Below are 19,297 nucleotides of genomic sequence, written 5' to 3' on the forward strand. Positions count from 1 at the left end.
TCGGGGGTCAGGCGGTGCCGATCGAGGCGCCCACCGCGGGCACCATCGACAGGTTGGCCAGGACCTCGTGCGTGGCCCGCGAGAAGTTCAGGGTGTTGAAGTGCAGGCAGGGCACGCCTTCGGCGATCAGGCGCTCGCAGAGCTGCGTCGCGAACCCGATCCCCACCTCACGCACGGCGGCCCGGTTCTCCTCGGGGCCGTCACCGGCCGCGAGCCGGAGCTGCTCCGCCAATCCGGTCGGCAGTTCGCAGCCGGACAACTCCACCATGCGGCGCACCACCCGGAGACTCGTGACCGGCATCAGCCCGGGGATGATCGGCTTGGCACCCTGCTCCGGGTCGGCCTCGACGACTCGATCACGCAGCCGCAGGTAGTCGTCGACATCCCAGAACATCTGGGTGATCGAATACTCCGCCCCGGCACGCAACTTGCCGACCAGCACCTCCGTGTCGTGGTCCAGGTCGCGGGCGCGGTAATGCCCTTCCGGGAACGACGCCACGCCCACATGGAAATCGCCCACCTCGTGGATGAGACGGACCAGTTCCTCCGCGTAATGCAGACCCTCGGGGTGCGCTGCCCACTCCCCCAGCGGGTCCCCGGGCGGGTCCCCCCGGAGGGCCAGGATGTTGGAGACCCCGACCTCGCCGTACACGCGGATCATCTCGCGCAACTCGTCGACGGTGTGTCCGACGGCGGTGAGGTGCGCGATGGGCACGATGTCGGTCTCGCGGACGATGCGCTCAACCACTCGAACCGTGCGATCGCGCGTCGAGCCGCCGGCGCCATAGGTGACGGAGGCGAACGCCGCCCCGAGCTCGGAGAACACTGAGGCGGCACGCCAGAGCCGCTCCTCCGCCGCTTCATCGCGAGGCGGGTAGAACTCCACGGAGAACGGAACCCTGGGGGTGGTGGAAGCGGCGATGCGCTCCACGATGCACGGGTGCCGGCTGCCGTCCGTCGGGTCGAAGTCGGAGAGCTGGGTCACCGGACCAGCGTAGCCCGACACGTGCCCGGGACTGTTTCCGCCCGGAGACTAGGATTGACGACGACGAGGGCGACCGGACCGGACGCCCGGAAGGGATGGTGCCCGTTGGCCCCGACGACTCGCCCCGACGACGGAGACCGCGTCCTCACAGCGCTCCGCCGGCATCTCGACGGGCGGCGCGAGGTCGTGGCCGGTGTGGATGACCGGGTGGACCGTCTGGCCGGCCTCCTGTCGGACTTCGTGACCGACGGCGGCAAGCGGATGCGTCCGCGGTTCGCGCTGGCCGGATGGACCGCGGCCGCCGCCGACGGAGCAGCGGTCCCCGATGCGGTCGTGACCGCGTGCGCCGCCCTCGAACTCATCCAGGCATGCGCGCTGGTGCACGACGACATCGTCGACGCCTCCGACACCCGCCGCGGTCGGCCCACCATCCACCGCACCGCCGAGGCGCTGCACCGCGATTCCGGATGGGACGGCGATGCCGAGCGTTACGGGATCTCCCAGGCGATCCTCATCGGCGATCTGGCTCTGGCCTGGGCCGACGAGATGTTCGTTACCTCGGGCGTCAACCCCGGTGCGCTGTCCCGTGCGCTCGTTCCCTGGTACGCGATGAAGACCGAGGTCCTGTCCGGGCAGATGCTCGACATCCTCGCCGAGGCCTCCGGCGCGACCGACGAGGTCACCCCCGCTCGCGTCAATCGGTTCAAGACCGCCGCGTACACCGTTGAACGCCCGCTACACATCGGAGCCGAGCTGGCCGGCGCCGGGCCGGAGACGATCGCGGCGCTCCGCGAGTTCGGCGTGGCCGTGGGCCAGGCGTTCCAACTCCGCGATGACATGCTCGGCGTCTTCGGCGACCCGGAGATCACCGGTAAGCCGTCGGGCGATGACCTCCGTGAGGGCAAGCGCACCCTCCTCTTGGCCCGTGCCACAACCCTCTCCGCCAAAGACGACGCGGACTTCCTCCTCGGTGTGCTCGGGACCGAGATCGACGCAGCCCGGCTGGACCGGGCCCGCCGCATCCTCGTGGATTCCGGTGCGGTGGCCTCCGTCGAGGCCGAGATCGACACACTGACCACCCGTGCGCTGCACGCCATCGACACCGCCGCGATCACCAACCGGGGCCGGGAGAACCTGCGCGACCTGGCCGCGGCCGCCACCCGTCGGCAGGCGTGATCGTGCCCTCGGCCAACGAGCCCGACCCGGTGAACGGGACCTGGGCGCAGGCGTTGTCGTCGTCGTCATCCGAGTCGTCGGGCACGACATCGTCGGGAGCGGCACCGTCGGGAGCGGCGCCGTCGGCCACGAGGTCGGGATCCCGCCTCGCCGGACTCGCGGGCGCGACCTCCCGCTCGGCGCGTGCGGCGTTCTCCGGCCCCTCGGGGCCCGCCCTGTGGCGCGGCATCGTGGGATCGGTCGTCCTCACCATCGCCGGCTTCGGCGTGGGCGCCGTCCCCGTCGACGGCGGGCCCGCCGTCGCTCTGGGACTGCCCGGCCTGACCTTCGGCCACGGCGCGACCCTCGCGATGATCCTCTGCTGGCTGGGCGTGGCGCTGCTGGTCACCTCCTGGCTCGCGCTCGGACCCCGCGCGGTGGCGGGGCGTCTACCCGTCCGGGACGCCGCGTGGGCCACGGCGCTGTGGTCTCTGCCCATGCTCCCCGCGATCCCGCTGTTCAGCCGCGACGCCTGGTCCTACCTCGCGCAGGGCGCCATGACCGGCGCCGGCGTGGACCCCTACGAGTTCGGCCCCGAAGCCAACCCCGGCCCTTTCACCACCGAGGTCAGTCCCGACTGGCAGTCCACCCCCACGCCCTACGGCCCTCTACATCTGTCGTTGATGCGCATCGTCGTGGCGATGTCCGGCGGGCACCCGGCTGTCGGCATCCTGATCCTCCGGGTACTCGTCCTGGTCTTCGTCGCCGCAATGCTCGTGCTCATCGTGGCAGCCGCCCGCCGCATCGGCGTCAACGCCGGTGCGGCCGTATGGATGGCGGGCGCCTCGCCGCTGACCGTGATCCACCTGTCCGGCGGGCTCCACAACGAGGTCTTCCCGCTCGTCGCGTGCCTCGGCGCGGTGGTCCTCACCCTCGATCGACGTTATGCCTGGGCCGGGGTGGCGGTCGGATTGGCGGTCGCGTTCAAGGCCACCGCGGTGATCGTCGCCCCGTTCCTGCTGTGGATCGCCCTCGACGGTCGCCGCACCTCCCCCGCGCCGGGGAGGCCGGGCCGGCCGGGCATGCGCCCGCTCGTTGGCGCGATCACCGACACGGCGCTCGCGGCGGCGGTGGCCGCCATCGTCTTCGTACTGGCGACCATCGCCTCCGGCACCGGGTTCGGATGGGTGAACGCGATCTCGGTCTCCGACCGCGTCATCAACTACCTCAGTGCCCCCACCGCGGTGGCGCACCTCGTCCACGCGCTACCCGGCACCCCCGGCTTCGCCGACATCCTCGCGGTCTCCCGCGATGCCGGGCGGGTCGTCCTGGCCCTGACCCTGATCGCGATCTGGTGGTTCAGCCGCCGCGACACCCGCTCGGCGCTACGCGGCATCCTCGTGGGATTGCTGGCGTTCGTGGTCCTGAACTCGCTGGCCTGGCCGTGGTACCACGTCTGGGTGACGGCGTTCTGGTTCCTCGGCCGTCCCGGGCCGCGGACGACCACAGCAGCCGTGGGCGCCACGGTATTCCTCCTCATGGCGATCGGCCCCAACGGCTCGACGAGTCTCTACAGCCCCGCCATCGCCGGGGCCGCGATCGCCGCTTCTCTCGCCGCCTGCTGGTGGTGGTGGCGCGCAACCGCAGACAGTAGAAGTCCCGACGTCAGAACGCCATCGCCTGAGCGCGCCTCATGACCTCACGCGCCGCGTGACCATGCAGGGCGTCAGCCGGCCGGCCCGGAAGTGACTCGTCCTCCTCGAACAGCCACTGCAGGATCTCGGTATCGCCGAATCCCCCGTCTCTGAGGACCGCCACGAGACCAGGGAGGAAGCGCACCACCTGGTCGTCGTCGAAAAAGACCTCCGGCACCACCACGACGCCCGCGCGACGGACGGCGATCAGCGCCCCCTCGCGAAGCAGGTCGTGCACCCGGGTGACCGGGATTCCCAACCTCTCGGACACGTCGGGCAGGTTGACGGTCTCGACGTCGGCGGACAAGACGTCGTCACAGTGCGGAACTTTACTCACGCTCACCAGGTTAGTCGTCCGCCGCTCGTCGGGCACCACCGCGGCCGACTCCCCGCCGGACATACCGCTCGGGAGGCTGGAGGGGCAGAATGGACTGTATGAGCACTCTTGACGGGCAGATTCCACGGCCGGGCGCCCTGCTCGACGGGCGATACCGGCTGGATGCCGTGATCGCCCGCGGCGGCATGTCGACCGTCCATCTGGCCACGGATGAGCGGCTCGACCGTCACGTGGCCGTCAAGCTACTCGACCCGACCCTCGCGGGCGATCGCGCGTTCGTCGACCGCTTCACCCTCGAGGCGCGGTCCGCCGCCCGGCTGTCCGACCCGGGCATCGTTCAGGTCTTCGACCAGGGCGTCGAGGGCGATACCGCGTTCCTCGTCATGGAGCTCGTGCCCGGCGGCACCCTGCGCGAACTGCTCGACGAGCGCGGTCCCATGCCGCCGTACGCCGCCGCAGCGGTGCTGCGCCCGCTGCTCGGAGCGCTCCGCGAGGCCCACGAGGCCGGCCTGGTCCACCGCGACATCAAGCCGGAGAACGTCCTGATCTCCACCAACGGCTCCGTCAAACTCGCCGACTTCGGGTTGGTCCGCGCGGTCGCCGAGTCGCGGGCCACCTCGAGCAGCGTGGTCATGGGCACCGCCGCCTACCTCTCGCCCGAACAGATCTCCGGTGCCGACACCGACGGCCGCTCCGACCTCTACTCCCTGGGCGTGCTGGCCTACGAGATGCTCACCGGTGAGCCGCCGTTCAGCGGGGACAACAACATCGCCGTGGCCTACCGGCGCCTCGACACGGACGTCCCCTCCCCCTCCGACCAGGCTGACAGCGTGGCGGAGGATCTCGACCACCTGATCCTGCGCGCCACCCGGCGCAGCCCCCAGGATCGGTACGCCGACGCCGGCGAGATGATCAGCGACCTCGACCGGGCCGCGCGCGAGGGCCGGTTCCCGGAATACGTGGTCCCGGCGCCGCGGCAGTCGTCGTGGTCGCGGGCCCGGGCCAACGCCGCGCGGTCGGCTCCCGGTAGCGAGTCCGAGTTCGACGCCGCGGACCGCGAGAGCGGCGAGGCCCTCCGGCGGGCCGGCGGGCCCGTTCCCACACGCGTGGAGACCAGGGCGGTCCCGGCGCCCGAGGGACAGCCTCACGGCGATCAGCCCAGGGACGGCCCGCCGCCCGTGGCACCCGCCCCCGGGCAACCCCAGCACTGGCACGGCGCGGGCGCGGGCCCCTACCCCCCGGGCGAACTCGAGGTCGCACCGGGGCGGGATGAGATCCGGCCCCGGCGGTCACGGGGACTGTTATGGCTCATCGTGGTGCTGGCCGCCGCCATCGGTGTCGCCGTGGCGGGGTGGTGGCTCGGGTCGGGACGCTTCGTCGAGGTCCCGTCCGTGCAGGGCATGTCCGTGGGGCAGGCCACGGAGGCGGTCACCGCGGTCGGGTTGACGGCGGCGACCCGCGACGCGTTCAGCAACGACATACCGCCGGACGCGCTCGTGGGCACCGACCCCGGTACCGGGGAACGCGTCGTGCGCGGCGACACCGTCGACCTGCTGGTGTCCGTGGGGCGACCGGTGGTGCCCGACGTGGGGGCCGATCGGACCGTCGAGGCGGTGTCGGCGATGTTGCGCGAGCATTCTCTGGAACCCATGGCCGGGCAGACCACCCATTCCAATTCGGTGCCGATCGGCCAGGTGGTGTCGCTGGAGCCGGGCTCGGGTACGACCGTCGACGTGGGGACCCGGGTCGAGATGCTCACGAGCGCCGGGCCGGCGCCGGTGACCGTGCCGGACGTGGTCGGGCTCGAGGAGGATCAGGCGCGGGCCGCTCTCGAGGGGGCGGGCCTCACCGTGTCGAACGTGAAGAGGATCTACGACGGTGAGGTGGACAGCGGCCTGGCCGTGGGCACCGACCCGGACGCCGGCGAGGACGTGGCACGAGGTGACGGCGTCACGCTGTTGGTGTCCAATGCCCTGACCGTCCCCGACATCCGGGACGTGCCCGTCGACGAGGCGGCCGAGGTTCTCACCGAGGCCGGCTTCACGGTCGTGCGCGAAGCGCCCGTCACCGATCGCCGGATCGGCGACGGCAGGGTCGTCCGCACCGACCCGCCCTCCGGCACTCGCCTCGATCCGGAGAACGCCGTCCTGAGGATCGTGCCCTCGAATGCCGTCACCGTGCCCGTCGTGCTGGGTTCCCGCGCCTCGGATGCGCGCCGCACGCTAGAGGACGCGGGGTTGCGTGTGTCGATCGATACCGGCACCTCGAGCGGGATCGTCTACGGGCAGAGCCCCCTCCCCGGCCGTGTCGTGGCCCGGGGAACCGAGATCGAGATCGACGCGCTGGGCTGAGACACAGCCCAGCGCCGGCGGTCGATCCCTCAGCTGCGGAGCATCTCCGCGACCAGGTAGGCCAGCTCCAGCGACTGCTGGGTGTTCAGTCTGGGGTCGCACGCGGTCTCGTAGCGGCCCGCCAGGTCCAGGTCCGAGATGTCCTGGGCGCCGCCCAGACACTCGGTCACGTCCTCACCGGTCAGCTCGATGTGGATGCCGCCCGGGTGCGAACCGATCGCGTGATGGACCTCGAAGAACCCCTGGACCTCGTCGATGATGCGATCGAAGTGGCGGGTCTTGTAACCGTTCGACGTGGAGTGCGTGTTGCCGTGCATGGGGTCGCACTGCCAGATGACCTTGTGCCCGGTCGCCTCGACGGCCTTGACGATCGGCGGCAGCGCCTCGCGGACCTTGTCGTTGCCCATCCGGGAGACCAGCGTCAGGCGGCCCGGGCGGTTGTCCGGGTCGAGCTTCTCGACGTACTCGACGGCGAGCTCGGGGCTCGTGGTGGGACCGATCTTCAGCCCGATGGGGTTCTGGATCATCGACGCGAACGCCACATGCGCGTCGTCGATTCCACGGGTCCGCTCCCCGATCCACAGGAAGTGGGCCGACAGGTCGTACAGGCCCGGCTCGGCGTCTCCGGACAATCCGGTGCCGTCGTCGGCGAGACGCAGCATGGCGCGTTCGTAGTCCAGGACCAGAGCCTCGTGGGACGAGAAGATGTCCGCCGACCGGAGGTTCTCATCGGAGACGCCGCAGGCGTCCATGAAGCGCAGACCACGGTCGACCTCGGCCGCCAGCGCCTCATAGCGGGCGCCGGCCGGCGAGCCGGCGACGAACTCCATGTTCCACTCGTGGACACGGTGCAGGTCGGCGGTGCCTGACGCGGTCAGTGCCCGGACGAGGTTCATGGCCGCCGCCGCGTTGGCGTAGGCACGGACCAGACGCGAGGGATCGTGCTCCCGGGCGGCCTCGTCGGCCTCCAGCGCGTTGACCATGTCACCGCGGTAGGACAGCAGACCCGTACCGTCGCGGTCCGCGGAACGGGGCTTGGCGTACTGGCCGGCGATACGTCCGACCTTGACCACGGGCAGCGACGCGCCGTAGGTCAGGACGACAGACATCTGCAGCAGTGTGCGGATGACCCCCTTGATGTGGGGCTCGGTGTTGGCCTCGAAGGTCTCGGCGCAGTCGCCGCCCTGGAGCAGGAATGCCCGCCCGTGCGCCACCTCGGCCAGCCGGTCCGAGAGGTGCTCGACCTCGGAGGCGACACAGATCGGCGGGACGCTCTCGAGGACCTTGCGCATCGCCGCAGCGTGCTGGGGGTCCCACGACGGCTGCTGGAGCGCCGGCCGGGAGAGTGCGTCCGCCAACTTCCTGTCGAGCTCAGAAGAGAGCGGGGGCAGATCGGGAAGCTGTGCGATGTCGACGTCGACTGTCCAGTTGCTCACCTCGGCGAGAATACGCGACAGCGGCGACCGCCGGTCTCAGAGGCCCAGGTGGGGCGCTTTCGCGGCGATGGCGCGGAAGCGCATCAGGGCGTGCCGGGCGTCGGCCAGCGCGTCGTGCTCCCCGCCCGGATGAGAGGGCAGGTCCGGCTTGCCCGCCATCTCCCACAGCTGCCGGACGTCGCGGGTGAACCGCGGCATCGCCGCCGGGAGCGCCGTCATATCGCCCCACAGCTGGCACACCGCCACGTGGTCGTAGGCGCCGATCCAGGCCCACATCTCGACGCCACCGGTGGGCGGGGCGGTGACGAACTCGTACAGCTCGTCGCGGATCCGCGACCTGGACTTCCAGGCCGACGAGGACGGGTTGGGCAGCTTGGGCAGCACGTTGCGGCGCACCCACGGGCCCGCGGCACCGGCGTCGAACTCGGTCGACACGGCGTAGAACTCGCGCCCGTCCTCGGCGACGACACCCACCGACACCAGTTCGATGGTGGTGCCGTCCTCGATGAACTCGCAGTCGTAGAAGTAACGCACCGGGTCAGCTCTGCCCGTCGACCGGCTGGTCGAGCAGGTTGTGTCCGGAATCGCGGACGGCATCGAACTGCTTCTTCATGTCCGCGCCATAGACGCCACTGACATACTCCTGGCCGGTCAATGCCTGGATCCTGCGCATCAACTCGTCGGTGATCTCACGCTCGGCGGCGCGCTCCCCCTCACGACCGGCCCAGGGGGTGATGTCGAGGGGCTCCCCGACCATGACCCGGACCTCGGCGCGACGGCCCGGCCGCAGCCTGCAGATCGCGCGGATGTAGTCGCCGGTCCCGGTGACACCGATCGGGATGACCGGAACCCCGGCTTTCATGGCGAGGCGAGCCGGGCCGGTCTTGCCGCGGTAGAGCCGCCCGTCCGGCGAGCGGGTCCCCTCCGGGTAGATGCACAGTATCTCGCCCTTGTTGAGCACCTCGAGTCCCGCGTTCAACGCGGCCTGCGCGGCGTCCGCGTTGGTGCGGTCGATCGGATGCTGCCCCGACCCGGCGAAGAACAGACGACTCAGCATGCCCTTGATGCCGGTCCCGGTGAAGTAGTCGCTCTTGGCCAGGAACGTCACCCGGCGCGGCATGAGCAGCGGCATGAACAGCCAGTCGCCGACGGACAGGTGGTTGCCGACCAGCAGCGCCGAACCCTCGCGCGGGAAATTCTCCTTCCCGGTGACGACATGCCGGCTGGTCAATCGGAGGAAGGGTCCGATGAGTACGAACTTGAACAGCCAGTACAGCAACCTGGTCACCGTTCCTCGTGTCGATTGATCGTGTTGATCGCGGATATTACCCGGCCCGGCCGACGAAGCCGGACGGTACGAGGTTCGGGGGCCACAGATCCGGATCGGGCTCGAAACGCACCACCACGCGGCCGGTCGCGTCGTCATATCCCGAGCCGATCAGCACACACCGCGACAACAGTGCCGGTAGCGGCAGGACCGCCCGGAACCCGTCGTGGTCCAGCGTGAGCATGTCGCCGTCGACCGCGGCCGGGCCGGACGGCATGGTCGGGGACGGATAGGCGACGACGTAGGACCCGTCGGTGTCGGCCTCGATCTGCGGACGCACCCCGCCCCGTGCCAGCTCCGCCATCGCCACGGTCCGCTCGGGCGCCCGCCCCGCCACTGTCACCTCGACGGGTCCGGCGAGGAAGCTCGCCACGTCGGCGGCGAGCTGCGCCAGGCGGTGGGCCTCCCGCACGCGCACGTCGGCGAGATCCCCGGCGGCCATGGACGCGAACCGCACGTGCGCCGGCCACCTGGATTCGACGAACGACGCCAGTTCGCCCGCGGACGCGAGCCGCCGGACCGCGGCGAGATCGCCGTCGAGTTCCACCACCACCACGTCCCAGTAGCCGGCCGCCGTCGCCCGACGGGCGTACTCCCACCCCAGCACCGCGGAGAGCGGGGAGTCGCCCCCGGCCGCCAGCGCCGCCAGCAGGTCGTCGTGGGGATCCGCGGCACCGGACGTGTAGGCCTCGAGCCGCGCCATGGGGTCGTCGACGCGCACCTCAACGGTGCCGCCCTCGGTGCTGTCGAGTCGCGAATCCACCGCGTCCGGGTGTCCGGTGAGCACTAGCGCCGTCCCCCCGGTCCGCGAGATGACGTCGGCGGTCCGCTCCGCGCGGTCGGTGGGGTCGCCACCCATGACGACGACAACACGCGTGTCCTTCACCCGGCCTCGACTCTCCGCTTGAGTTCACTCAGAGCGCCCACCAGGATCCGGCGTTCCGCGCGCGTGCGCAGACTACCGATGACCGGGACCGCCAGCTCGATCTCGAGCTCGTAGTCCACCCGCGTCCCGCCCTCCACCGGCTCGAGCCGGTAGCTACCGTGCTGCGACCTCTGCAGTGCCGAGCTCACGAGGCGCCACTCGAGAGCCCTGCCGTCCTCCGACCACGAATAGGCGAGCACGTACTCGTCGATGATGGCGCCCGCCTCGAGTTCGAAACGGACGCGGTCCGGGTGGCCGTCCGGCCCGATCGACTGCACCTCGGCCAGCTGGATGAACGTGGACCATTCGGGATACGCGGGGAAGTCGGAGATCACGGCCATGACGTCCTCGGGCGTCGCCGCGACCACCGTGGAGTCCCGGGTCGGCCAGACCTCGGGCACGCCGTTGTCGTCGCTCATACGCTCTAGCTTCACACATCGGGCCCCGCGATGCGTCGTCACCGAGGTCTGACGGAGTTGCCCGGGCCCGGATCGATGCCGGGTGCCCGAGACGGCATGGACAGGCGGGGATAGTGTGAGGTGACAGACACACAGCGAACGTCTCCACCGGGAGGACCCTTGCGCGAATACGTCGCCGCACCCGCCAACTTCACCGTCGCCGAGGACTGGTCGTGCGTCCAGTCGGCATACGATCGCGCCGAGAAGACCCCGGACAACGTGGCATTCCAGCGGCCCGTGGGCGGCGAGTGGACCGACGTCACCAACCGGGAGTTCGCCGATACCGTCCGTGCCGTCGCCCGCGGCCTGGTGGTGCGAGGAATCCAGGCCGGTGACCGGGTCGCACTGCTCTGCTCGACCCGGTACGAGTGGAATGTCATCGATTTCGCGATCTGGGCGGTCGGGGCTGTCACCGTCCCCGTGTACGACTCCTCGAGTTCCGAGCAGATCCGCTGGATCATGGAGGATTCCGCAGCGCGACTGATCATCGTCGAGAAGGACGAGTACGCGGTCACCGCGCGAAATGGCGTCACCGGACTCGAGAGCACTCCCGAGGTGCTGGTGATCGACGGGAACACCCCGGTGATCGACATGCTCACGTCCGAGGGCGAATCGGTCGACGGGTCCGTGCTGGACGAACGACGCGCCTCGGTGCGGGCCGACTCCCCCGCGACGCTCATCTACACGTCCGGAACGACCGGCCGGCCCAAGGGCTGCATGCTCACCCACCGGAACTTCATGTCCGAGACCCTGGCCGTCCTCGAGACCCCGTTCCACCAGTACCTCCGCGACGACGCGACGACGGTCATGTTCCTCCCGCTGGCCCACGTGCTCGCCCGGGCCATCACCTACGCCGGCTTCCACGCCGGCGTGACCATCGCGCACTCGTCCGATATCGCCAACCTCGTCGACACGTTCGCGGAGATGCGTCCCCACTACATCCTCGCGGTGCCCCGGGTCTTCCAGAAGGTATTCAACAAGGCCCAGGCGACCGCCCAGGACGGCGGCGCGTTCAAGGCCTGGATGTTCGACAAGGCCACCGACACGGCCGTCGCGTACTCCCGAGCACGACAGGACGGCCGTGTGGGCCCGATCCTCCGGCTCCGCCATGCCGTGTTCTCGAGGCTGGTCTACGCCAAGCTCATCGCCGCGCTCGGTGGCCGCTGCGAGATCGCGATCTCGGGCGGTGCGGCGCTCGGCGAGCGCCTCACGCATTTCTTCGACGGCATCGGGGTCAACATCTTCGAGGGCTACGGCCTGACCGAGACGTGCGCGGCCATCACGGTGAACACGCCCGGACGCATGCGGATCGGCAGCGTCGGGCAGCCGCTACCGGGCTGCGCGGTGCGCATCGCCGCTGACGGCGAGGTGGAGGTCAGCGGTCCCGTCGTAGCCTCCGGGTACTGGCAGAACGAGAAGGCGACGGCCGAATCATTCGCCGGCGACTGGTTCCGTACCGGCGATCTCGGCACGCTCGACGAGAACGGATTCCTGACGATCACTGGCCGCAAGAAGGAGATCATCGTCACCGCCGGAGGCAAGAACGTCGCCCCCAACCAGCTCGAGGACGCGCTCCGAGCCGATCCGTTGATCTCCGAGGCGGTGTGCGTAGGCGACGGGCAGCCGTTCATCTCCGTGCTGCTCACGCTCGACCCCGAGGCGCTCGAGCGGTGGAAGCACCATCACGGCAACACCGGTTCGCTCTACGACCTGCTCAAGGACGCAGGTCTGATCGAGCACCTCGACCAGACCGTGGCGCGGGCCAACCGTTCGGTCTCGCACACCGAGTCGATCAAGAAGTACCACGTGCTGCCGGACCAGTTCACGGAGGAGACCGGTGAACTGACGGCCTCGCTCAAGGTCAAGCGGAACGTGGTGCACCAGAAGTACGCCCGGCAGATCGAGGCCCTCTACGCCTGATACGGCGCCCGCACGGAACGCGTGCTCCCGGGTCAGTCCCCCGAGAGCACGCGTTCCATGTCTCTGGCCAAGTCCTGCCAGCGCCAGCGATCCAGCGCCCAGTTGCGCCCCCGCATCCCCATCGCGGACGCCCGGGGCCTGTCCTCGAGGATCCCGGCCACCGAATCGACGATCTCGGCGACGGAGGTACCGTCCACGACCGACCCGGTACGGCCGTTCTGGACGGTTTCCGGCGCTCCCCCGCTCCGGCCGGCCACCACGGGCACGCCGCACGCGGAGGCCTCCAGATAGACGATCCCCAGGCCCTCCACGTCCAGCCCGCCACCGCGCGTGCGGCAGGGCATGGCGAAGACGTCCGCCATGCGGTGGTGGTCGACGATCTCCTCGGCGGGGATGCGACCGGTGAAGATCACGCGGTCGGTGACGCCGTGACGCCGCGCCAGGCCTTCGAGTGTTCGCCGGTACGGGCCTCCCCCGACTACGACGAGCACCGCCCCCGGCACCCGTCGGGCGATCTCCGGCAGGGCCCTGATCAGCATGTCCTGGCCTTTTCGCGGCACGAGACGGGACAAGCACACAATTACGTCACGATCGGCCACCCCATAGCGCTGACGGATCGCCTTCCGGGCCGACGGGCTCGGACGGAACCGGTCAGTGTCGACCCCTCCGGGCTGGTGCACCAACCTGGCCCTCGGCCCGAATGCGGACGCGAACCGGCGGCGGGTGTAGTCGCTGACGTAGGTCACGGCGTCCGTGGAGTCGCCGATCACCCGGAGTACCTGCCGAGAGCCGGGCAGCATCGACCATCCCACCTCGTGCCCGTGGGTGCTGGCCACGATGCGGTTCACCGGCCCGGCCCTCAGTACCGGGGCCATCGCGGCCAGTGGGGCGGCCGCGCCGAACCAGATGGTGCTGGCGCCGAAGTCCTCGGCCAGGCGGCGGGCCCGACCGGCCAGATCCGGCGTCGGCAGCAGCATCTCCGTCGGCACCCGCTCCACCAGATACGGCTTCGACTCGTCGTATCGGGTGGATTCGTCACCGCGGAAGGTCGACGCCAACACCGCGACGTCGTCAGGGTCGAGGTGTTCCAGATACGTCTCGAGGTACGACTGGATGCCCCCGGGCCTCGGCGGGTAGTCGTTGGTGATCAGCAGGGTCTTCGTCATCGACTCCGAGCCTGCCACACGGGAGGCCGGACACCCGCCCGACCTGCCGTTCTCTCAGTACCGGCGGATGCCGCTGATCGGCATCGCGTCGACCTTCTCGAGCTTGACGGGGACCCCGTAGGTCGGTGCGTGGAGAACCAGTCCGTCACCGGCGTACATTCCGACGTGCGTGGCGCCCGGGTAGTAGATCACCAGGTCACCCGGCTGCATGTCCGCCGGTGCGACCGGCGCCCCGGCTGCGGCCTGCGCCTGACTCGAGCGAGGCAGCGGCTTGCCCTCCCGGGCGTACGACCACACCATGAGCCCGGAACAGTCGAACTCCGACGGCCCGGTGGCGCCCCAGGAGTACGGAGACCCCAGCCGGGTCAGAGCGGTCCGGAGTGCAGCGGAGTTGATCCCGTCGACCGGAGGGGCGACGTAACCCTCCGGGACCATCGGCCCGCCGATCCACAGCGCGCGCTGGGAATCAGACAGGGCGTCGACCCGCCGCCGGACCTCGTCCATCCGGGCCCGCATCTCATCCGAGCGCCGGTCGAGCTCTTCCATCCTCTTCCGCGTGTCCTCTGCGACCGCCCTCGCCGCATCAGCAGCCCCCGTCGCCTCCTCCCGGAGCCTCGCGGCATCGACAGAGGCGGCCCTGGACGCGTCCAGGGCCGTGGTGGTGGCGCCGGAGAGACGGCTGAGCGCATCGAGTCGGTGGACCAGGTCCCGCGGGCTCTCGGCGAGAACAGCAGCACGGGTCGCGCCGGTGTCGCCGCCGCGATATCTCATCGCCGCCAGGTGGTCGACGAGTGACTGGTCCCGGCGAGCGGTCCCGTCCGCGGCCGCCGCGGCTGCCGCCGCGACACCCGCCGCACGTTCCAGGCGGTCCCGATCGGCGACCGAGCGCTCCAGTTCCGCGCGGGCCAGGTGGAGTTCCTCGCCCAGCGCTCCGGCCTCTTCCGACAAGCGCGACAGCTCCGCGAGGTCCTCCCCGGCGTCCGCGAGGCCTCGGCTCCCTCCTGCCATCGGAGAATCGTCGGTCTCGGCCTCGCCGGCCAGTTGATCGTCCCCACCCCCCGGCTCGTCGGAGGGAACGGCATCAGCAGGAACCCGCGGGGCGGGAAGCGCCGGCTGCGCGGACGCGACAGCCCCGAAGGTGAGCGAAAGTGCCACGGTCGCCGCGCCGACGGCCGCGATGAGACTGCGAGTCATCTGATGTGGGTCGAACTCTCGAATCGGTGGGATGCCGGATCCGTCCGCGATCACGGACGTCAAGGGTGGCATCGGTTGTCCGGAAACGAATGTTACAGACGACAAGACCCCGCTGGTCCTGGTTCCTCACCAGGATCAGCGGGGTCTGCGAAGTGCGGGGGACCCGATCAGTAGTAGCGGGTCGCGCCGTAGAACGGCATGGAGTCCAGCGGGGCGTAGCTGACCGAGGTGCCGGAGTACGGTGCGTGAACGACCTGGCCGTTACCGGCGTAGATGCCCACGTGGCTGGCGCCACTGTAGAAGGCGACGATGTCACCCGGCTGCAGATCGGCCTTGGAGACCTGGGTGCCGCCACCGACCTGGGCCTGGCTGGTGCGCGGAATGGAGATCCCGGCCTGCTGGTACGCCCACGAGGTCAGGCCCGAGCAGTCGAAGGAATCCGGCCCGGTCGCGCCCCAGACGTAGGGGGAACCGACGCGGGTCGAGGCCGCGTCGAGGATCTTCTGGCCGGTGCTGACCTGCGGCGCGGGAGCTGCGAACTCCTCCACGGGCGCGGCGGCCTGCTGAAGACCGGCGGGGAGGGCGATCCCCTCGGGCAGATCAACGGTGACCTGAGAAGGCACACCCGGCAGACGAAGCTCGACGGGAACGTCGACTGTCACGGGTGCGGCGGCGGCGGTACCGGATCCGGCGACGGCCGCTCCGGCGGCGAGCAGTCCGGCTGCGGCCACACGACGGCCGGTCGAACTGGTCTTGATGCTGTGGGCTCCCACGAGAGTCTTTCCTCTTTCTTCCTGCGACACCGACCGGGTTAGCTGACGGGTTCGGACACGGAAGTCTGTCCTACACTCTCGGACCTTCGAGGCCCTCGGGCGATTCACCCCAGTAGTTCTTGGTTCCCCGGCGCACCGTGACGGTGCTTAGGTGTTGACCTCGGCCCCCCACCGGTGGGCGGGTGATGACTTCCGAGGTCTCGAAAAGGTTACGAAAACGTCTCGCCGAAGTCCAGCCCATCGCCTATGCGGCGGGAAATGCAGCCAGGATCTCGACGGAAGAGACCATTCCGACATCCCGCAGCACCTCGATCGCAGACCGGACATCAGGGGCGAGAACATACCCGCAGGACTCCGCAGAAAGGGCGTCTACCTGGGGGCTTTCCGACCACAGGAACTCCACGATACATCCGGAGCAACCGCGATCCGCCGCAGGGCATCGTCCACAGTCCAATGAAAACATGATCTATCTCACACTCCGTCCCGGGCGCGTTGCCCGTCCGTTACCGACCCGCGATCCGCGTGTCGTGATGACCGACAGGCCGGACCATAGACAGCAGGTACGACATCCCCTCGACGAGCGGCCGGGGCGCCAGCAGTGTCGGACCGGAACGCTACGGTCTGCGGCATGTCCCGACCGATCTCTCCACCGACGGCATCGGCGCCGTCGACCACCTCGCCGGGGGTGCAGACGTCGTTCGATGAGCTCGAACCACTGCTGTCGGAGATCACCTTCGTCGTCGTCGACCTGGAGACGACGGGCACGCGAGCCGGTACCGATGAGATCACCGAGGTCGGCGCGGTACGGGTACGCGGCGGCGAAGTACAGGCGGAGCTGTCCACCTTCGTCGCGATCGACAGCCCCCTCCCCACGCATATCAGCCGACTCACCGGGATCCTGCCCGGCGATCTCGTCGACGCGCCACGGCTCGGCGAGGTCATGGCGACGTTCCTCGAGTTTTCCCGGGGAGCTGTCCTGGTGGCACACAACGCCAGGTTCGATCTCGGGTTCCTTCGCGCAGCGGCATCCGCCACAGGAAACGAGTGGCCCGAGCCCTTGTCTCTGTGCACCCTCACGCTCGCCCGCCGCATCCTGCACAGCGGGGAGACGCGGGGGCACCGGTTGGGGACACTCGCAGCGCACCTCGGATCGGCCGTCGAGCCGAACCACCGCGCCCTTCAGGACGCCAGGGCGACCGTGGACGTCCTCCACGCGCTCATCTCCAGGGTGGGCGACTGCGGGGTCTCCACGCTGTCGGAGCTCCGTTCCTACGACGGGCGATTGTCCCCCGAGGTCCGTCGTCGGGCCTCGCTCACCGACTCACTGCCCACCGGCTCCGGCGCCTACGTCTTCCGCGACGGTGAGGGCGTCCCCCTCTACGTGGGCTCGTCCGTCGATGTCCGGCGGCGAGCGCGTTCCTACTTCTCCGGCGGTGACACCCGGGGGCGGATGCGAACGATGGTCGGACTCGCGGAATCCGTCGAGGCTGTGGAGTGCTCCCACCTGCTCGAGGCATGGAGCGTCGAAGAGCAGTTGATCGACTCGCTCCAACCGCCCTTCAACCGCCGGTCCCGCGCTCCCCGGCGCGGCTGGTGGCTCGCCCCACCACGCGGGCGGGGCACGAAGGGACGGGTGAGCCGAATCCCGGAGGACCATCTGGCGTTGGGGCCGTTCCGGCGAGCCGAGGACGCGCGATCAGCATGGGAAGACCTCGTCATGGGCTTCGGGGCCGAACCGACACCGCAGAACTGGATCGCACTGGTGACCGGAGAGGATTCCGGGCCCCTGCGGACGTTGACGGCGAGAGTGGACGACATCGCCGCGGAAGGCGGCTTCGAACGCGCGGCCCGGCTACGGGACCGGACCGCCATGCTCATCCGTGTCCTCACCCGGCTCCAGGAACTCGCTGCCACCGCGGGCCTGACCGAGCTGGTCCTGGCCCAGAGAGCGGGCCGCGGGAGGTGGGAGGTGGCGGTGATCCGTCACGGCCGTCTCGCGGGCTCGGGAGCGGTACCCACCGGCGCCTCGCCGATGCCGGTCATCGACGCGCTACGCACGGCGGCGACGTCAGTGCGGCCCGGGCCCGGGCCGCTGGGTGGTGCGACCCTGGACCAGGTGCGGAATGTCCACCGATGGATAGATTCCGCACCCACACGCATCGTGTCCGTCGCCGGCTCGTGGCAACTCCCCGTGAACGGCGCGCACACCGTGAGCGACTGGGCCTCGCGCGCCGAACGCGCGGCGTCGGAACACGCGGAGACGAACGGCGGGCGTTAGCACACCCGAGGGACGGGCCAGCCGCGGGTCCCCCACCCAGGAGAGCGGCGTCAGCGAACCCTACTGACCCGGGCCCACGTGTCGAGTAGCCGAGCCGCCGAGCCGTCGTCGATCGCCGCCGCCGCCCGATCCACTGCAGAACGCATGGCGCTCACCAGGTCCGCGTCCCTGTCCAGCCCGTCGAAGGCCACCAGGGCTGCCGCGGAGTTCAGGAGCACGGCATCACGGACCGGGCCTCTCACGCCCGCGAGCAGATCGCGGGCAACACCCGCATTGTGCTCGCCGTCGCCGCCCCGCAACTCCTCGATCGAGCAGGTCTGCATGCCGAAATCCCCGGGTTCGATTGAATCCTCGTCGACATGCCCGCCCGCGACACGCAACACGCGTGTCGCCCCGGTCATGGTGATCTCGTCGAGCCCGTCGGATCCGCGGACGACCAGGGCCGACTTTTCCCGACGCGCGAACACCTCGGCCATAACCGGCATGAGATTCTCGAACGCGCACCCGATGAGATTCGCGATCGGGGACGCCGGGTTCGTGAGCGGCCCGAGGATGTTGAACACTGTCGGTATGCCGATCTCCTTGCGCGGCGCGGCCGCGAAGCGCAGGGCGGGATGGAAGACGGGGGCGAAGCAGAAGGCGATCCCCACCTCATCCAGGCACCGGGCGACCTCGTCGGGCCCCAGGTCGATCGCCACCCCCAGCGCCTCCAGCACGTCGGCCCCGCCGCTCTTCGACGACGCGGCCCGGTTGCCGTGCTTGACCACCGGTACCCCGCAGGCGCTCACCACGAGCGACGACATGGTGGAGATGTTGACCGTCCCCTGACGGTCCCCGCCGGTGCCCACGATGTCGACACACGGGCGGGAGGTGGGTACCCGGCGAGAGTAATCGAGCATCGTCGCGGACAGCGCGTCGAGTTCCGGGCCCGTCACGCCCTTCATCTTGAGCGCGACCCCGAATGCCCCGATCTGCGCGTCGGAGGCGACGCCCTCCATGATCCGGGCCATCGCCCAGCCGGCGGCGGCAGGATCGAGGTCCTCACCGCTGGTCAGGGTGCCGAGCACCGCGGACCACGAGTGCCCCCCGTCGAACGTCGCCGAACTGCCCACGTGTACCGACCTCCTCCGAATACCGGATCGCACGACGCCTTCGACAACGCCGACCATTCGCCGTCAATCGTGCCACCGCACAGCCCGACGGGGCCGACCGCCCACCCTGGATGAGACCGGAACGCAGGTTCCGGAGGCACGCCTGAGAGTGCCCTGATAGCCCCTGCAAGGGGGACGATTTCCGGG

16 protein-coding genes and 1 riboswitch are annotated in these 19,297 nt (G+C 70.0%); of the genes, 5 read left to right on the forward strand and 11 right to left on the reverse strand.

Annotated elements, in window-relative coordinates; translation table 11 throughout:
• Nucleotides 1-7: 7 nt before the first annotated feature.
• Complete coding sequence (metF, locus tag ACWIFB_RS01635; protein ID WP_454057081.1) at nt 8-985, reverse strand: methylenetetrahydrofolate reductase [NAD(P)H]; 978 nt, start codon at nt 983-985, stop codon at nt 8-10.
• A gap of 105 nt (nt 986-1,090) precedes the next feature.
• On the opposite strand from metF, the gene ACWIFB_RS01640 reads away from it, so the two are divergent.
• Entirely contained in the window at nt 1,091-2,161 is a 1,071-nt protein-coding gene (locus ACWIFB_RS01640) for a polyprenyl synthetase family protein (RefSeq protein ID WP_454057082.1), read from the forward strand.
• 2 nt (nt 2,162-2,163) lie between these two features.
• Nucleotides 2,164-3,837, forward strand: coding sequence for a polyprenol phosphomannose-dependent alpha 1,6 mannosyltransferase MptB (gene mptB / locus ACWIFB_RS01645; RefSeq protein WP_452099474.1), 1,674 nt, complete (start codon nt 2,164-2,166; stop codon nt 3,835-3,837).
• Here mptB and ACWIFB_RS01650 read toward each other — a convergent pair.
• Nucleotides 3,806-4,171 carry an Rv2175c family DNA-binding protein gene (locus ACWIFB_RS01650; protein WP_230929462.1) on the reverse strand — a complete coding sequence of 122 codons (366 nt, stop codon included), beginning with the start codon at nt 4,169-4,171 and terminating at the stop codon, nt 3,806-3,808. The two genes, mptB and ACWIFB_RS01650, sit on opposite strands and share 32 nt — an antisense overlap.
• 98 nt (nt 4,172-4,269) lie before the next feature.
• Here ACWIFB_RS01650 and pknB point away from each other — a divergent pair, with 98 nt between their 5' ends.
• On the forward strand, nt 4,270-6,522 hold the full coding sequence (gene pknB / locus ACWIFB_RS01655; protein ID WP_452099472.1) for a Stk1 family PASTA domain-containing Ser/Thr kinase: 2,253 nt from the start codon (nt 4,270-4,272) through the stop codon (nt 6,520-6,522).
• Nucleotides 6,523-6,551: 29 nt separating this feature from the next.
• On the opposite strand, the gene ACWIFB_RS01660 is transcribed toward pknB, so the two are convergent.
• The 5 genes from ACWIFB_RS01660 to ACWIFB_RS01680 are packed head-to-tail and all read right to left on the reverse strand — an operon-like array spanning nt 6,552 to nt 10,629.
• Entirely contained in the window at nt 6,552-7,958 is a 1,407-nt protein-coding gene (locus ACWIFB_RS01660; protein ID WP_230929464.1) for a class II 3-deoxy-7-phosphoheptulonate synthase, read from the reverse strand.
• Between the two features lie 36 nt (nt 7,959-7,994).
• A complete protein-coding gene (locus ACWIFB_RS01665; RefSeq protein ID WP_452099471.1) occupies nt 7,995-8,492 on the reverse strand; it encodes a polyadenylate-specific 3'-exoribonuclease AS in 498 nt (165 codons plus the stop codon).
• Nucleotides 8,493-8,496: 4 nt separating this feature from the next.
• Nucleotides 8,497-9,246, reverse strand: a complete 750-nt coding sequence (locus ACWIFB_RS01670; protein ID WP_452099470.1) for a lysophospholipid acyltransferase family protein — start codon at nt 9,244-9,246, stop codon at nt 8,497-8,499.
• Between the two features lie 37 nt (nt 9,247-9,283).
• A complete protein-coding gene (locus ACWIFB_RS01675) occupies nt 9,284-10,171 on the reverse strand; it encodes a hypothetical protein (protein WP_452099469.1) in 888 nt (295 codons plus the stop codon).
• Nucleotides 10,168-10,629, reverse strand: coding sequence for an SRPBCC family protein (locus tag ACWIFB_RS01680; protein WP_230929468.1), 462 nt, complete (start codon nt 10,627-10,629; stop codon nt 10,168-10,170). Before ACWIFB_RS01680 ends, ACWIFB_RS01675 begins: the two co-directional genes overlap by 4 nt.
• A gap of 159 nt (nt 10,630-10,788) precedes the next feature.
• Between ACWIFB_RS01680 and ACWIFB_RS01685 the strand changes: the two genes are divergently transcribed.
• A complete protein-coding gene (locus ACWIFB_RS01685; RefSeq protein ID WP_454057083.1) occupies nt 10,789-12,588 on the forward strand; it encodes an AMP-dependent synthetase/ligase in 1,800 nt (599 codons plus the stop codon).
• 32 nt (nt 12,589-12,620) lie between these two features.
• Here ACWIFB_RS01685 and ACWIFB_RS01690 read toward each other — a convergent pair whose 3' ends face one another.
• The 3 genes from ACWIFB_RS01690 to ACWIFB_RS01700 all read right to left on the reverse strand — a co-directional run bounded on the left by ACWIFB_RS01690 (nt 12,621) and on the right by ACWIFB_RS01700 (nt 15,721).
• Nucleotides 12,621-13,754 (reverse strand): glycosyltransferase family 4 protein, encoded by a 1,134-nt coding sequence (locus ACWIFB_RS01690; RefSeq protein WP_454057084.1) that lies wholly within the window; start codon nt 13,752-13,754, stop codon nt 12,621-12,623.
• A 54-nt stretch (nt 13,755-13,808) separates the two neighbouring features.
• Nucleotides 13,809-14,948: an NlpC/P60 family protein gene (locus ACWIFB_RS01695; protein ID WP_454057085.1), complete on the reverse strand. Its 1,140-nt coding sequence runs from the start codon at nt 14,946-14,948 to the stop codon at nt 13,809-13,811.
• Nucleotides 14,949-15,115: 167 nt separating this feature from the next.
• Complete coding sequence (locus ACWIFB_RS01700; protein WP_452099465.1) at nt 15,116-15,721, reverse strand: C40 family peptidase; 606 nt, start codon at nt 15,719-15,721, stop codon at nt 15,116-15,118.
• Nucleotides 15,722-15,733: 12 nt separating this feature from the next.
• Nucleotides 15,734-15,885: riboswitch (cyclic di-AMP (ydaO/yuaA leader) on the reverse strand.
• Between the two features lie 464 nt (nt 15,886-16,349).
• On the opposite strand from ACWIFB_RS01700, the gene ACWIFB_RS01705 reads away from it, so the two are divergent.
• Nucleotides 16,350-17,999, forward strand: coding sequence for a DEDD exonuclease domain-containing protein (locus ACWIFB_RS01705; protein WP_452099464.1), 1,650 nt, complete (start codon nt 16,350-16,352; stop codon nt 17,997-17,999).
• Nucleotides 18,000-18,049: 50 nt separating this feature from the next.
• On the opposite strand, the gene trpD is transcribed toward ACWIFB_RS01705, so the two are convergent.
• A complete protein-coding gene (gene trpD / locus ACWIFB_RS01710; protein ID WP_452099463.1) occupies nt 18,050-19,111 on the reverse strand; it encodes an anthranilate phosphoribosyltransferase in 1,062 nt (353 codons plus the stop codon).
• Nucleotides 19,112-19,297: the final 186 nt, after the last annotated feature.

The organism is Dietzia sp. NPDC055340, from assembly GCF_053645335.1.